The 14,249-nt window shown below is 68.2% G+C and carries 11 protein-coding genes; 1 reads left to right on the plus strand and 10 read right to left on the minus strand.

Annotated elements, in window-relative coordinates; all coding sequences use genetic code 11:
* Positions 1-13 precede the first annotated feature (13 nt).
* The 4 genes from hslO to OA56_RS09705 are packed head-to-tail and all read right to left on the minus strand — an operon-like array spanning position 14 to position 6,821.
* On the minus strand, positions 14-889 hold the full coding sequence (gene hslO / locus OA56_RS09690; protein ID WP_461584989.1) for an Hsp33 family molecular chaperone HslO: 876 nt from the start codon (positions 887-889) through the stop codon (positions 14-16).
* A 9-nt stretch (positions 890-898) separates the two neighbouring features.
* Entirely contained in the window at positions 899-3,217 is a 2,319-nt protein-coding gene (locus tag OA56_RS09695) for a Tex family protein (RefSeq protein WP_461584991.1), read from the minus strand.
* A gap of 53 nt (positions 3,218-3,270) precedes the next feature.
* The gene (locus tag OA56_RS09700; RefSeq protein ID WP_055422923.1) at positions 3,271-4,125 is read right to left on the minus strand and encodes a D-hexose-6-phosphate mutarotase; all 855 of its coding nucleotides are present in this window, start codon (positions 4,123-4,125) and stop codon (positions 3,271-3,273) included.
* Between the two features lie 2 nt (positions 4,126-4,127).
* Positions 4,128-6,821 (minus strand): bifunctional acetate--CoA ligase family protein/GNAT family N-acetyltransferase, encoded by a 2,694-nt coding sequence (locus OA56_RS09705; protein ID WP_461584993.1) that lies wholly within the window; start codon positions 6,819-6,821, stop codon positions 4,128-4,130.
* Positions 6,822-6,948: 127 nt separating this feature from the next.
* On the opposite strand from OA56_RS09705, the gene OA56_RS09710 reads away from it, so the two are divergent.
* Positions 6,949-8,406, plus strand: coding sequence for an NAD-dependent succinate-semialdehyde dehydrogenase (locus OA56_RS09710; RefSeq protein WP_461584995.1), 1,458 nt, complete (start codon positions 6,949-6,951; stop codon positions 8,404-8,406).
* Positions 8,407-8,413: 7 nt separating this feature from the next.
* Here the strand turns inward: OA56_RS09710 and OA56_RS09715 are convergent, their stop codons facing one another.
* The 6 genes from OA56_RS09715 to OA56_RS09740 are packed head-to-tail and all read right to left on the minus strand — an operon-like array spanning position 8,414 to position 14,165.
* Complete coding sequence (locus tag OA56_RS09715) at positions 8,414-9,334, minus strand: DMT family transporter (RefSeq protein ID WP_141055371.1); 921 nt, start codon at positions 9,332-9,334, stop codon at positions 8,414-8,416.
* A complete protein-coding gene (locus OA56_RS09720) occupies positions 9,331-10,041 on the minus strand; it encodes an ABC transporter ATP-binding protein (RefSeq protein ID WP_141055374.1) in 711 nt (236 codons plus the stop codon). Before OA56_RS09720 ends, OA56_RS09715 begins: the two co-directional genes overlap by 4 nt.
* The gene (locus OA56_RS09725; protein ID WP_461584997.1) at positions 10,034-10,846 is read right to left on the minus strand and encodes an ABC transporter ATP-binding protein; all 813 of its coding nucleotides are present in this window, start codon (positions 10,844-10,846) and stop codon (positions 10,034-10,036) included. Before OA56_RS09725 ends, OA56_RS09720 begins: the two co-directional genes overlap by 8 nt.
* On the minus strand, positions 10,843-12,129 hold the full coding sequence (livM, locus tag OA56_RS09730; RefSeq protein WP_461584998.1) for a high-affinity branched-chain amino acid ABC transporter permease LivM: 1,287 nt from the start codon (positions 12,127-12,129) through the stop codon (positions 10,843-10,845). The genes OA56_RS09725 and livM overlap by 4 nt, the downstream gene beginning before the upstream one ends.
* Positions 12,129-13,043, minus strand: a complete 915-nt coding sequence (locus OA56_RS09735; protein WP_055422916.1) for an ABC transporter permease subunit — start codon at positions 13,041-13,043, stop codon at positions 12,129-12,131. Before OA56_RS09735 ends, livM begins: the two co-directional genes overlap by 1 nt.
* A 30-nt stretch (positions 13,044-13,073) precedes the next feature.
* On the minus strand, positions 13,074-14,165 hold the full coding sequence (locus OA56_RS09740) for a branched-chain amino acid ABC transporter substrate-binding protein (protein ID WP_461585001.1): 1,092 nt from the start codon (positions 14,163-14,165) through the stop codon (positions 13,074-13,076).
* Positions 14,166-14,249: the final 84 nt, after the last annotated feature.

Consider the following 14,249-nt stretch of genomic DNA (forward strand, 5'->3'; position numbering starts at 1 on the left):
ATGGCCTTTGCGGTCAGTGGCGGGTGGCGGGTGCGCTGCCGTCGTCCTCGGTGAAGATGCGGGGAAGATCGTCGCGGCTGAACCGGTATTCGAGGCCGCCGAGCTCGTCGCGCACGACGATCTCTCCGTCGCGCGCGAGTTGCGCTTCGATCTCGTCCCGGCCGAGGAGCCGCAGCATCTGGATGACGGCGGCTTCGTTGGGCTTGACCTCGTGGGTGATGCCGAGCGCCGTGAAGAGGCGCACCGTCTCTTCGGGGAAGAGGCGGGAGAGGAGCTCGGGGGCGTCGAGCGCGAGCAGTTCGGGCTCGGTGACGGTATCGGCAAGGCGGGTGAGGCGGTTCCAGCCGTCGGGGTCTTTTTCGTCGGCGGAAGGGAGCTTTTGCAGCAGGAGCCCTGCGGCGGCGTGCGCGTCGGCGGCAAGCCACAGGCGTGCCGGCTGCTGCTCGGACTGGGCGAGGAAGGCTTCGAGCGTATCGCTCAGGGTTTGGCCACTCCAGGGAACGATGCTCACGTAGGGTTCCTTGGAGACGGGGAGGTCGAGCACCATCTGCAGCTGGGCTTCGCCCAGGAGCTCGCGCGCGCTGGCATCGGGCCGGGGTGCCCGCTCGCCCTCGTAGCGGGCGAAGGCGCGCAGGTTGCGTTCGGGGCTGAGGTCGACCACGAGCAGGCTCACGGGCCCTTCTCCCTGAGCCTGGAAGGTGACGCGGGTGGGATCCTTGAGCCGGGCGGCGATCATGGCGGCGAAAGCGGCGAGTTCGCCGAGCAGGCGCTGCACCGCGGGGGGATCGTTGCGGCGCGCGGCGATGCCTTGCCAGGATTGGACCAGGCGCACGTGGGCGCCGCGGATGTCGGCGTTGTCGATGAGGAAGGGCTGGACGGCGTCGTGCATGGGGGGACCTCAGCGCTCCAGGGCGCGGGCGAGCGCCTGGGCGAGTGCGCTCTCGGGGGCAGGGGATTCGCGCCGGCCGGGCTTGGTGGGTTTGGCCGCCTTGGCGGGGCGGCGTGCTTCCTTGGCGGCGGGTTCGGCGCGCGGCTGGGCCGTCGGGGCCGCTTCGGTACGTTCCTTTTTCAGCGACAGGGCGATGCGGCGCCGTTCGAGGTCGACTTCGAGCACGCGCACGCGCACGATCTGGCCCGGTTTGACGACTTCATGCGGATCGCGCACGAATCGGTCGGAGAGTTCGGAGACGTGGGCGAGGCCGTCCTGGTGGACACCGATGTCGATGAAGGCGCCGAAATTGGTGACGTTGGTGACCACGCCTTCGAGCCATTGGCCGGGGCGGAGGTCTTCGAGCGATTCGATCCCTTCGGCGAAGCGTGCGGTGCGAAATTCCGGCCGCGGGTCGCGCCCCGGCTTGACGAGCTCGGCGAGGATGTCGCGCACGGTGGGCAGCCCAAAGCGCTCGTCGGTGAATTCGGCCGGGTCGAGCGTTTCGATGAGGGCGCGCTGGCCGAGGACTTCGCGTACGTCCTTGCCGATGCGCTGGAGGATCCTGCGCACCACGGGGTAGGCTTCCGGGTGTACGGCCGAGGCGTCCAGCGGGTCGTCCCCTTCGGGGATGCGCAGGAACCCGGCGGCCTGCTCGAAGGTGCGCGGGCCGATGCGCGGGACTTCGCGCAGTTGCTCGCGCCGGCGAAAGCCGCCGTGGCGCTGGCGCCAGGCGACGATCTCTTCGGCGATGCTGCGGTTGAGCCCCGAGACGCGGGCGAGCAGCGCGGGGCTGGCGGTGTTGAGGTCGACGCCGACGGCGTTGACGCAATCCTCGACCACGGCGTCCAGCGTGCGCGACAGTTGCGTCGCGTCGAGGTCGTGCTGGTACTGGCCGATGCCGATCGACTTGGGATCGATCTTGACGAGTTCGGCGAGCGGATCCTGCAGGCGGCGGGCGATGGAGACGGCGCCGCGCAGGGAGACGTCGAGCTCGGGGAGTTCCTGCGCGGCGAGCTCGGAGGCGGAGTAGACCGAGGCGCCGGCTTCCGAGACGACCACTTTCTGCGCCCGCAGTTCGGGGTGGCGCGCGAGGCACTCGGCGACGAGGCGCTCGGTCTCGCGGCTGGCAGTGCCGTTGCCGATGGCGATGAGTTCGACGCCGTGCTGGGCGATGAGGGCGGCGAGCGCGGCGATGGTCGGCTCGTAGTGGCGTCGCGGCTCGAAGGGGTAGAGGGTGTCGGTGGCGATCACGCGGCCGGTGGCGTCGACCACGGCGACCTTGATGCCGGTGCGGATGCCCGGGTCGATGCCCATGGTCACGCGGGCGCCGGCCGGTGCGGCGAGCAGCAGCTCCTTGAGGTTGCGCCCGAAGACGCGGATTGCTTCCTCGCCGGCGCGCTCGCGCATGCGGTTGAGGGCATCGAGCTCGAGGTGGACCGAGAGCTTGGTCGCCCAGGCCCAGCGGGCGGTGTCGAGCCGCCAGCGGTCGGCGGGGCGCCCCTGGTCGGCCAGGCCGTAGCGGCGCGCCAGGACGGTGAGCGCCGGGTGGGGGCTGCCTTCTTCGTGCGGAACATCGACGCTGAGCCGCAGCACGCCTTCGTTGCGCCCGCGCAGCAGGGCGAGTGCCCGGTGCGAGGGGATGGCGGCGATCGGTTCGTGGTGGTCGAACCAGTCGCGGAACTTGGCGCCTTCCGATTCCTTGCCTTCGACGACGCGACTATGAACATGGGCCTCACGCTCGAAGAGGGCGCGCAGCTCGGCGAGCAGATCGGCGTCTTCGGCGTAGCGCTCGGCAAGGATCTGGCGCGCGCCTTCGAGCACGGCCTTGACGTCGGCAAAACCCGCCTCCGGGTTGAGGTAGGTGGCGGCGAGCGATTCCGGTTCGGCGAGCGGGTCGTTGGCGAGCGCGTCGGCGAGCGGCTCGAGCCCCGCCTCGCGGGCGATCATGGCTTTGGTGCGCCGCTTGGGGCGATAAGGGAGGTAGAGGTCTTCGAGCGCCTGTTTGGTGTCGGCGGCGCGCAGTTTTTCTTCGAGCTCGGCGCTGAGTTTGCCCTGTTCGGCGATGGAGGAAAGGATCGCTTCGCGGCGCGCTTCGAGCTCGCGCAGGTAGCCCAGGCGCTCTTCGAGCCGGCGCAATTGGGTGTCGTCGAGCCCGCCGGTGAGCTCTTTGCGGTAGCGGGCGATGAAGGGGACGGTGGCTCCGGCATCGAGCAGCGCCACGGCGGCCATCACCTGGCGCGGCGCGACGCCCAGTTCCTGGGCGATTCGGGTTTCGATCGTCGACATCGGCTATCGTCTTGGCGGGAAAAGGCGGATTGTGGCTGTCGGCGCGGCGGCGGTCAACGTTCGGGCAGCATGAGCGCCTGGCGTCCGGCCCATTCTTCGTCGGCTCGAAGCGACACGGGAACGCTCGCCTGCGCCGCTTCGATGCACACGAAATGGCGCCAGGCACCGGCAGGGAGGTCGGCTGGGCCGTGTTCGCCCGGGTTCCAGAGCACGGTCTCGCCGAAACCCGCCTGCGCGATCTCGGTGCGCAGGGTGGGCGTGGCAAGCGTGAGCACGCGCTCGCCGCCGCGATAGAGCCGATCGAGCGGCGGTTCCAGCCGTGTGACGTTTTCCGGCTCGGCGTGCCACCGGCTGGGATCGGCCGGATCAGTGTATTCGCTGCCCCCCAGCCCTTGCAGGGCGCTGCGCTCGATCTCGGGCACGGCAAGGTAGGTGTGCAGCGCCGCGGTGAATGCGAAAGGCGCAGTGCCGGTGTTGCGCACGGCGAGTTCCACGTCCAAGCGCCGCTCGGAGAGGAGCACGGTGACTTCGGCGAGGAAGTCGTGGGGGAAGGCGGTGCGCGCACCGGGTTCGAGTAGGGAAGGATCGAGCTGCAGGGTCACGAGCACGTAGTCTTCGCCCTGGCGCGTCTCGTCGATGCGCCAGGTGTGCGTGCGGGCGAAACCGTGGCGCGCTCCGGGGCCGAGGGTACCGAACTGGGGAAAGACGATGGGGATGCCGCCGCGAATGGGCTGTGCGCCGCCGAGGGCGGCGGATTCGCTGAGATAGAGGCGTTCCTGGCCGTCTTCGGGGATCCAGGAAAGCACCTGGGCACCAAACGGGGTGAGGGTGGCGCGGGCTTCGCCCAAATGGAGGGTGAGGGCCGGTAGTTCGCCGAGGCGGTGGGTATCGATGCGGGTGGCGGACATGTTCAGGAACCTTGCAGCGGCAGGATGCCTTTCTTGATGGTACGGTCTTCGGGATCGTCGGTGAGGGTAAAGCCGAGGCTTTGCACGAAGCGCAGCATGCGCTCGTTGTTGGCGAGGAAAATCCCGGTCATGTATTTCAGGCCGCGGGCGCGCGCCGTCTCGATGAGCACCTGCATGAGGCGGCGCGCCAGGCCCCGGCCTTGCCATTCGTCGTCGACGACGATGGCGAACTCGCAGGATTCGCCGTCCGGGTTGACGGCGTAGCGGGCTACGCCCAGCTCGATCTCCTTGCCGTCCTTGTCGGTGGTGACGGCGATGAAGGCCATCTCTCGATCATAGTCGATCTGTGTGAGCCGCGCGAGCATGGGCGGAGGCAGCTCGTTGAGGGTGGTCATGAAGCGGAAGTACTTGGTCTCGGGCGAGAGGCGGCGCACGAACTCGGCCTCGAGCTCGGCGTCTTCGGGGCGGATGGGGCGGATGGTGATCTCGGTGCCGTCGCCCAGGGTCCAGGTCTGGATGAGGTGGGAAGGGTAAGGGTGGATCGCCATGTGGTCGTAGCGATCCGCCGACGGGTTGACCGGCTGGATGGTGATCTTGGCATCCAGCGCGATGGCATCCTGGCTATCGACCACCAGCGGATTGATGCTGAGATAGTCGATCCAGGGAAGTTCGCACACCATCTCGGAGACGCGCAGCAGCACCTGTTCGAGCTTGTCGAAGGCGATGGCCGGCATGTTCCGGTATTCTTGCAGCATGGGGTGGACGCGGCTGTTGCGCACGAGATCCTGGGCGAGGAAGCCGTTCAAGGGCGGCAAGGCCACGCTCATGTCCTCTTCCATGCCCACGCGCTTGCCCCCTTCTCCGAAGAGGATCACCGGGCCGAAGACGGGGTCGCGGCGCACGCGGATGGCCAGTTCCCGTCCGTGGCGCTTGATGACCATGGGTTCGATGGCCACGCCGTTGATCACTGCATCGGGCACGTTCTTCTTGACTTCGGCGATGATCTCCTGATAGGCGGTGCGCACCGCGGCCAGGGAGCCGAGGTTCAGGCGCACGCCGCCCGAGTCGGCCTTGTCGATCACCGAGGGGGAATCGATCTTCATCGCCACGGGCAAGCCCAGCTCCTCGGCGAGCACCATGGCTTCGGTGACGCTGCGCGCGACCACCGTCTGGGCGATGGGGATGTGGAAGGCGGCGAGAATGGCCTTGGATTCCATTTCGTTGAGGCGATTGCGCCGCTCGGAGAGCGCCGTCTCGATGACGAGCTGGGCGTTTTCCACCCGCGGCGGTTCGTGGTGCGACAGGGGGGCCGGCGTCTGGGCGAGGAGCTTCTGGTTGCGGTAGTAGGAAGAGACGTGCGAGAAGAGCTCGACCGCGGGCTCGGGCGCCTCGAACGTGGGGATGCCGGCGGCGATGAATTTCTGCCGCGCCTCTTCGACGAGCTCCTGCCCCAGCCAGCAGGTGACGACGGGCTTTTCGGCGTGTTTTTCTTCCTCGATGATGGCTTCGGCCACGGCGGTGGGGTCGGTCATGGCCTGCGGCGTGAGGATGACGAGCACCCCGTCGACTTCGGGCGATTCGAGCACGATCTGGAAGGTCTTGCGGTAGCGCTCGGCGTCGGCATCGCCCAGGATGTCGAGGGGGTTGCCGTGCGACCAGGATTCGGGCAGGAAGGCGCTGAGCCGCCCGAGGGTGTCGTCGCTGAGTTCGGCCAGAGGGATTTTGAGGTCGGCCGCACGGTCGGCCGCCATCGCCCCTAGTCCGCCGCCGTTGGTGATGATGGCCAGCCGATTGCCGCGTGGGCGTAGGCGGGCGAAGAGCGCCGTGGCGGCGGCGTAGAGCTGGCTGATGTTGTAGATGCGGATGACGCCCGAGCGGCGCAGCGCGGCGTCGAACACGGCGTCGTTACCCGGCTGGTTACCGCTGTGCACGAGGATGGCGCGCATCACTTCCGGTCGACGCCCGGCCTTGAGCACCAGGACGGGTTTGACCCGGGCGGCGGCGCGCAGCGCGCTCATGAAGCGGCGCGCGTTGCGGATGCCCTCGATGTAGAGGATGATGGATTCGGTGCGGTGGTCGGTGGCAAGGAAGTCGAGCACGTCACCGAAGTCGATGTCGGCCGACACGCCCAGCGAGACGACGGCGGAAAAACCCACGCCGTTGGGCTTGGCCCAGTCGAGCACGGCGGCGCACAGCGCGCCCGATTGCGACACGAGCCCGATGGAGCCCTTGATGGCGGAGGCGTGGGCGAAGGTGGCGTTGAGCCCGATGCTGGGGCGCACGAGCCCGAGGCAGTTGGGCCCGAGCACGCGCATCTTGTAGCGCCGGGCGATCTCGATGATCTGGCGCTCGAGATAGCTGCCGCGTGGGCCGGATTCGGAGAAACCGGAGCTGAGCACGACGATGGCCTTGACTCCGGCGCGGCCGCAGGCCTCGACGATGCCGGGGGCCCGTTCGGGCCGGGTGCAGATGACCGCCAGGTCGAGCCGGTGCGGCACGTCTTCGACCGACTTGTAGCAGGGCAGGTCGAAGAGCGTTTCGTGGTTGGGGTTGATCAGGAAGAGCCGCCCATGGAAGCCGGCCTCCAGCATGTTGCGGGTGACGGTCTGCCCGAGCGAACCCGGGCGGTCGGAGGCGCCGATGATGCCGACGGAACGCGGTTCGAGCAGCGGCTGGAGATAATGGGTCTCTTTCATGACGTCGGGCCCCGAGCGATGAGGCCATAAGTTTATCGCACCCCAGCGCAGCGCGGGCATGGTGCGCGGCGCTCGGGGGTAGAATCGTCGGGCGGCTGTGCGCGCGATGAGAGGAAAGGAGCGAAGGATGTCGCTGGAGGCGGTGCGGGCAAAGGGTTTGCTGGTCGATCGGGCCTGGATCGGAGGGCAATGGTGCGAGGCCGATTCGGGAAGGCGCTTTCCCGTCTTCGATCCGGCAAGCGGCGAGCGCCTGGCCGAAGTGCCGGACATGGGAGAGGCCGAGACCCGGCGGGCGATCGCGGCGGCTGCGGCGGCGTTCGATTCCTGGCGCCGGAGCCTGCCTCAGGAGCGGGCGGTGGTGCTGTCGCGCTGGGCGGCTCTGATGCGCTCTTCGCTCGAGGAGCTCGCCACGCTGGTGATGCACGAGCAGGGGAAACCGCTCGCGCAGGCGCGCGGCGAAGTGGCGCACGCGGCGGCTTTCGTCGAGTGGTTCGCCGAAGAAGGGAAGCGCATCTACGGCGAGATCATGCCGACCAATCGGGCCGACCGGCGTTTCCTCGTGCTGCGTCAGCCGGTGGGCGTGTGCGCGGCGATCACGCCGTGGAATTTTCCTGCCTCGATGATCACGCGCAAGGTGGCGCCGGCGCTGGCGGTGGGCTGCACCGTGGTGGTGAAGCCGGCCGAGCAGACGCCGCTCACGGCCCTGGCGCTCGCGCGGCTCGCCGAGCAGGCGGGCATGCCGCCCGGGGTGCTCGATGTCGTCACCGGCGCCGATCCAGCGCCGATCGGCCTGGCGCTCACGTCCGATCCTCGCGTGCGCAAGATTTCTTTCACCGGCTCGACCGAGGTCGGGCGGCTGCTGATGGCGCAAAGCGCTGCCACGCTCAAGCGCCTGTCGCTGGAGCTGGGAGGGGACGCTCCCTTTCTCGTGTTCGACGACGCGGATGTGGAGGCCGCGGTGCAGGGGGCGATCGCCTCGAAATACCGCAATTCGGGGCAGACCTGCGTGTGCGCCAACCGCATCCTGGTGCAGGCGGGGATCTACGAAGCGTTCGTGCGCCGCTACGTCGAGGAGGTAGAGAAGCTCGCCGTCGGGCCGGGATGGCAGCCGGGGGTGACGGTGGGGCCGCTCATCGACGAGGCGGCGCTCGACAAGGTGGAGGCTTTGGTGGCCGACGCGCGCGAAAAAGGGGCGCGGCTCTTGTGCGGCGGTCGGCGCGCGCAGGGGCTTTTTTACACGCCGACGGCGCTCGAGGGGATCACGCCCGACATGCGCATCGCGCACGAGGAGATCTTCGGGCCGGTGGCGCCGCTCTACCGCTTCGAGACGGAGGAAGAAGGCATCGCCTTGGCGAACGCCAGCGACTACGGTCTGGCGGGGTATCTGTACGCGCGCGACGTGGGTCGCATCCTGCGCGTGGCCGAGGCGCTCGAAGTGGGCGTGGTCGGGGTCAATACCGGCTCGACCTCGAACGAGGCGGCGCCTTTCGGCGGCATCAAGCAGTCCGGCTTCGGGCGCGAGGGCTCGAAGTACGGCGTGGAGGAGTATCTGGAGTTGAAGTCGGTATGCCTGGCGGGGCTGTAGCCCCGTTTCACCCTTGCTGGGCGGCGAGCGCCCGGGCGGCGGTGCGCTGGTTCTCGCCCAGCGCCGCCAGGCCGATGCCCAGGAGCAGCAGCACGAAACCGAGCGCCTGCAGGCCGCCGAGCCGCTCGCCGAACACGAGCCAGGCGAGCAGGCTGCTGCCCACCGGCTCGCCCAGGGTGACGATGGCCACGAAAGCGGCCGAGACGTGGCGCAGCGACCAGTTGTAGGCCGTGTGCCCCACCACCTGCGGCAAGAGGGCGAGCAGCAGCAATGCCTGCCAGCCTGCAGAAGACCACCCCGAAAGCGGCGTGCCGCTGAGCAGGCAGGCGAGCATGAGGAGCGCCGCGGCGCTGGTGTAGACGCTGAAGACGTAGGCCGGTAGCGTGAGCCGAGCCCGCAGCCGGTGGCCCACAAGCAGATAGGCCGAGAAACACCAGGCGCCGGCGAGCGCGAGGAAGTTGCCCCAGAGGGAATCGGCGCCGCCCGTGTGCCGGTCGCTCCAGAAGATGGCTAGGCTGCCGGCGAGTGCGAGCGCCATGCCGGAAAGCAGCGTGCGGTTGAAGCGCTCGCGCAGGAAGAGGAAGCCGACGAGGGCGATCCAGATGGGGTTGGTGGTGACCAGCACCGTGCTCGAGGCGACCGAGGTGAGGGCGAGCGAGCGGATCCACAGCGCGAAGTGCAGGGCGAGGAAGGCGCCGGCGAGTAGCGCAAGCCCGAGCTGCCGCAGGGTCATGGCGCGCAGCGAGGCCCGGTCGAAGAGCAGGGCTGCGGGTGCCACGGCGAGCGCGGCGAAGGTGAGGCGCCATGCGGCCACGGCGAGCGACTCCACCCCCTCGCCCTGGGCGATGCGCGCGCAGATCGCCCCGGCGGCGATCGACAGCATTCCGCCCACGGCAACGAGATAGGCGAGTGCCCGGCGTTCTTTCATGAGACGGCGTCGAGGTAGGCGGCGCGCACCTGGGGGTCGGCGAGCAGTGCCGCGCCGCTGCCCTCGAGCACGATGCGCCCGTTTTGCAGGACGTAGCCGCGGTGCGCGATTTTCAACGCCTGCCGGGCATTTTGTTCTACCAGCAGGATGGTGAGTCCGTGTTCGCGGTTGAGCGCGACGATGGTGCGAAAAATGGTGCGGATGACGAGCGGCGCGAGCCCAAGGGAGGGTTCGTCGAGCAGCAGCAGGCGCGGTTCGCTCATCAGCGCCCGGCCGATGGCCAGCATTTGCTGTTCGCCCCCGGAAAGGGTACCGGCACGCTGGGTACGGCGCGTCTCGAGTACGGGAAAGAGCGAGAAGACCCGCTGCAGGTTTTCTTCGACGTGCGCTCCCTCGAGCGGCGTCGCGCCCAGCAGCAGATTCTCGTAGACGCTCATCTTGGCGAAGACGCGCCGCCCCTCGGGAACGAGCGCAATGCCGCGGCGCGCGATGCGGTGCGGCGGTAGCGCCGTGATGTCCTCGCCCTCGAGCAGGATGCGGCCGCTGCTCGCGCGCGGCGTGCCGAAGAGGGTCGTCATCAGGGTGGATTTGCCGGCGCCGTTCGCGCCGATGAGCGTGACGATCTCGCCGGCGCGCACCACCAGATCGACTTCCACGAGCGCCTGGATGGGGCCGTAGTGGGCGCTGACGCGCTGCAGTTCAAGCATCGGCGACCTCTTCGTCCTCTTCGCCCAGATAGGCGCGGATCACTTCGGGGTCGCGGCGCATTGCCTCGGGCGGCCCTTCGGCGATCTTGCGCCCGAAGTTCATCACCACCACGTGGTCGGACACGTTCATCACCACGCTCATGTCGTGCTCGATGAAGAGCAGCGTCAGGCCGTGTTCGTCGCGCAGCGCCGTGAGGAGTACGTTGAGCTCGGCCGATTCGCGCGGATTGAGTCCGGCGGCCGGTTCGTCCAGGCACAACAGGCGCGGGCGGGCGCACAGGGCGCGGGCGATTTCCACGCGGCGCTGGGTGCCGTAGGGCAAGGCACCCGCCGGTGTATCGGCAACGGCGGTGAGCCCCAGCTCGGCGAGCCAGCGCCGGGCGAATTCGAGCGCCTCGCGTTCGGCGCGCCGATAACCCGGCGTGTGCAGCAGGCCGGCCAGGGCGAAGCGCGACGCGCGTGCGAGCGCCTGATGCTGGGCCACGAGCAGATTTTCCAGCACCGTCATGCCGCCGAAGAGGCGGATGTTCTGGAACGTGCGCACGATGCGCGCCTCGCGGGCGATACGGTGACCCTTGAGGCGGGTGAGGTCGCGCTCGCTACCATCGTCCTCATGCAGCAGGATGCGACCGGCGCTGGGGCGATAGAAACCGGTGAGGCAGTTGAAGAGCGTGGTCTTGCCCGCGCCGTTGGGGCCGATGACGGCGGTGATCGCCCCCCGTGGCACCTGCAGCGAGAGTCCGTCGATGGCAGTGATGCCGCCGAAGCGCATCACGAGGCGATCCACCGTGAGGAGCGGTGTCATGGTGCGGCGCTCCGCTCGGGATTCAGCCGCACGGTGGGTTCGCGCCGCGCGAGCAGCCCCGTGGGTTTGACCGCCATGATGGTGACCATGGCCGCGCCGAAGACGAGCATGCGATAGTCGGCGAACTGGCGGCCCACTTCCGGCAGCACGACCAGCACCGCCGCGGCGAGCACCACGCCGAGCTGCGATCCCATGCCGCCCAGCACGACGATGGCCAGAATCGTGGCCGATTCGCTGAAAGTGAAACTTTCCGGCGAGATGAACCCCTGCCGGGCGGCGAAGAACACGCCGGCAAAGCCCGCGAGCATCGCCCCGGTGGCGAAGGCCGAGAGCTTGACGGTGGTGGTGTTGAGTCCCAGGGCCTTGCAGGCGATCTCGTCTTCGCGCAGCGCTTCCCATGCCCGCCCCGTAGGCAGCACGCGCAGGCGGCTGATGAGGGCGTGCGTGAGCAGCGCCAGCACCACGATGAGATAGTAGAGAAAAATGAAGCGGTGCATGGGCGAGAATTCCAGCCCAAAGAATTCATGGAAGGTTCGCCCCTCGGCGCTGCGCGCGAACGCCAAGCCGAAGAAACTCGGGCGGGGAATGCCGCCGATGCCGTTGGGTCCGCCGGAAAACGAGGTCCAATTGAGCAGCACGATGCGGATGATCTCGCCGAAGCCCAGGGTGACGATGGCGAGGTAGTCGCCGCGAAGCCGCAGCACCGGATAGCCGAGCAGGATGCCGAAGAGCGCCGCCAGGGCGCCCGCCGCCGGCAGCGCCTCCCAGAAGCTCCAGCCGAACTGGGTCGATAGCAGCGCATAGGTGTAGGCACCCACGGCGTAGAACGCGACGTAGCCCAGATCGAGCAGCCCGGCGAGACCCACCACCACGTTGAGCCCCCAGCCGAGCATCACGTAGATGCCCAGCGTCGTGGCCGTGTCGATCACATAGCGGTTGTCGGCGAAGAAGACCGGCAGCAGGAGCGCCGCCGCCAGCAGGCTCGTGCCGGCGGCACGGCGCAGCACGGCGTCCCCGCTCGAGAAGACGGCGCGCTTGCGGGCCGGTCTGCGGCTGCGCCAGGCATCGAGCGCCGCCCGCAGCACCAGCCGCCCGAAGAAGAGTGCCGCGAGCGTCGCCCCCCACGCCCCCCAGCGGGTGCGCACGGTGAGCGCACCTCCCTCTTCGACGGTGACGAGCCCGATGAAAGGCAAGGCGAGCAGCCCGCCGAGTACCGTGACGGCGAGCGCGTCGCGCAGGCGCAGGGCAAGCGGCGAAGACGCAGAGATCACGGCGGCGGTCATCACACTTTCTCCACGTCGGGTTTGCCCAGCAGCCCCGTGGGACGAAAGAGCAGCACCAGCACGAGGATGGAGAAGGTGGCTACGTCTTTGTACTCCGGCGAGAGGTAGGCCGACCAGAACGCCTCGACGAGGCCGATGAGGAGGCCGCCCAGCATGGCGCCGGGAATGGAGCCGATGCCGCCGAGCACTGCGGCGGTGAAGGCCTTGATGCCGGCGATGAAGCCGATAGAGAAGTCGATCACGCCGTACTGCAGCACCGCCATCATTCCCGCTACGGCCGCCAGCGCCGCACCGAGGATGAAGGTGAGCGAAATGGTGCGATCGACGTCGATGCCCAGCAAGGCGGCCATTTTGGGATCCTGCTCACAGGCGCGCTGCTGGCGGCCGAAGGAGGTGCGTGTGATCATCCAGGCAAACCCGGCCATGACGATCAGCGTGACGACGACCACGGTGAGCTGTGCCCAGCCGAAGGTGACGCGGAAGTCGTCGGCCGACCACAGCGTCACCCCTCCCTGCCACAGCGGCGGCACGGCCTTGATGCGCGCGCCCTGCGTGAGCTGGACGTAGTTCTGCAGGAAGATGGACATGCCGATGGCCGAAATCAGCGGAGCGAGGCGCGGCGCCCCGCGCAGCGGCCGGTAGCCGATGCGCTCGACCGCCCATCCGTAGAGGGCGGTGAAAGCGACCGACACGAAGAGCATGGCGAGCAGCACGAGCGGCGTCGGCCCGATCCCCAACGCGGTGCACAGCACGTAGGTGAGCACCGAGAGGAAGGCGCCGATCATGTAGATCTCGCCATGGGCGAAGTTGATCATGCCGATGATGCCATACACCATCGTGTAACCGATGGCGATGAGGCCGTACATCGCCCCCAGGGTCAGCCCGTTGATGAGCTGTTGCAGCGCGTAGCCCAAAAGCGTCTCTCCCTCGTGCGTCCGCCTACCTTACTCGGCGTAGTCGTAGCGCCCGCCGGTCCACTTGTAGATGGCGAAGGCCGGTTTCTTCAGGTCGCCTTTCTCGTCGAATTCGAGCGTGCCGATGGCCGTGTCGAATTTCCCTTTGCGCAGTACCGGCTCGAGCTTGGTGCGCTCGACCCCGCCGGCCTGCGTCACGGCCTGCTCGAAGAGCTGCAGGGCGGCGTAGGCATAGAGCACGTACCCCTCGGGTTCGATCTTGGCGGCGCGGAAGCGCTCGACGATGGGCGCGGCCTGCGGATTCTTGCGCGGATCGGGCGTGAAGGTGAAGTAGACGCGATCGGCGAGCTTGCCGGCGGCGGTGACGAGTTCGGAGTTGGTCATGGTATCTCCGCCCACGACGACGAGCGGCAGACCCACCTGATCGGCCTGACGCAGTAGCAGCGCGACCTCGGTGTGATAGCCGCCGTAGGCGAGCACGTCGATGCCGGCGTTCTTCAGCCGGGTGACGATGCCGGAATAGTCTTTCTCACCGGCGGTGATGGATTCACGCAACGCCGGCTCCTTGCCGGCGGCTTTCATCGCCTTGGCGATCTCGTCGGCGAGCCCCTTGCCGTAGGCGCTCTTGTCGTCGAGCACGGCGACTTTCTTGTCTTTGAACTTGCTGGCGATCCATTGCCCGATCACCGAGCCTTGCTGGTCATCTCGCCCCATGATGCGGAAGAGGTTCTTCAGGCCGCGTTCGGTTACCTGAGGGTTGGTCGACACGGTGGCCATGAGGATGTCGGCATCGTTGTAGATGTCGGAGGCCGGGATGGTGGAGCTGGAGCACCAGTGGCCATGCACGAACTGCACTTTCTTGTTCACGAGCGCATTGGCCACGGCCACGGCCTGTTTGGGATCGCAGGCATCGTCGCCGTATTCGAGCTTGATCTTCTGCCCCAGCACGCCGCCTTTGGCGTTGATGTCGGCGGCGGCCGCTTCCGCCCCTTTCTTGATCTGGTCGCCGGCGGAGGCGTATTGGCCGGTGAAGGGGCCGGCCACGCCCACCAGCCAGTCGGCATGGGCAAGGAGCGGTGCGGCAAGGCCGGCGGCGAGGACGAAGGTACGCAAGGGGGTCATGGAGGTCTCCTTTTTTCTCGGTGTGGCAAAGGACGGGGCGAGGACGCGGCGCATAGCATAGCGCGCGCCGCGGTGCTCGCCTAT

This window comes from Tepidiphilus sp. HLB4 (assembly GCF_054823945.1).

What these genes read in the sequence shown, in the direction of transcription:
- OA56_RS09715 (WP_141055371.1), bottom strand. Translation starts at nt 9,334, where the DNA reads ATGAAAGAACGCCGGGCACTCGCCTATCTCGTTGCCGTGGGCGGAATG.
- livM (WP_461584998.1), bottom strand. Translation starts at nt 12,129, where the DNA reads ATGACCGCCGCCGTGATCTCTGCGTCTTCGCCGCTTGCCCTGCGCCTG.
- OA56_RS09700 (WP_055422923.1), bottom strand. Translation starts at nt 4,125, where the DNA reads ATGTCCGCCACCCGCATCGATACCCACCGCCTCGGCGAACTACCGGCC.
- OA56_RS09705 (WP_461584993.1), bottom strand. Translation starts at nt 6,821, where the DNA reads ATGAAAGAGACCCATTATCTCCAGCCGCTGCTCGAACCGCGTTCCGTC.
- OA56_RS09710 (WP_461584995.1), top strand. Translation starts at nt 6,949, where the DNA reads ATGTCGCTGGAGGCGGTGCGGGCAAAGGGTTTGCTGGTCGATCGGGCC.
- OA56_RS09720 (WP_141055374.1), bottom strand. Translation starts at nt 10,041, where the DNA reads ATGCTTGAACTGCAGCGCGTCAGCGCCCACTACGGCCCCATCCAGGCG.
- OA56_RS09725 (WP_461584997.1), bottom strand. Translation starts at nt 10,846, where the DNA reads ATGACACCGCTCCTCACGGTGGATCGCCTCGTGATGCGCTTCGGCGGC.
- hslO (WP_461584989.1), bottom strand. Translation starts at nt 889, where the DNA reads ATGCACGACGCCGTCCAGCCCTTCCTCATCGACAACGCCGACATCCGC.
- OA56_RS09740 (WP_461585001.1), bottom strand. Translation starts at nt 14,165, where the DNA reads ATGACCCCCTTGCGTACCTTCGTCCTCGCCGCCGGCCTTGCCGCACCG.
- OA56_RS09695 (WP_461584991.1), bottom strand. Translation starts at nt 3,217, where the DNA reads ATGTCGACGATCGAAACCCGAATCGCCCAGGAACTGGGCGTCGCGCCG.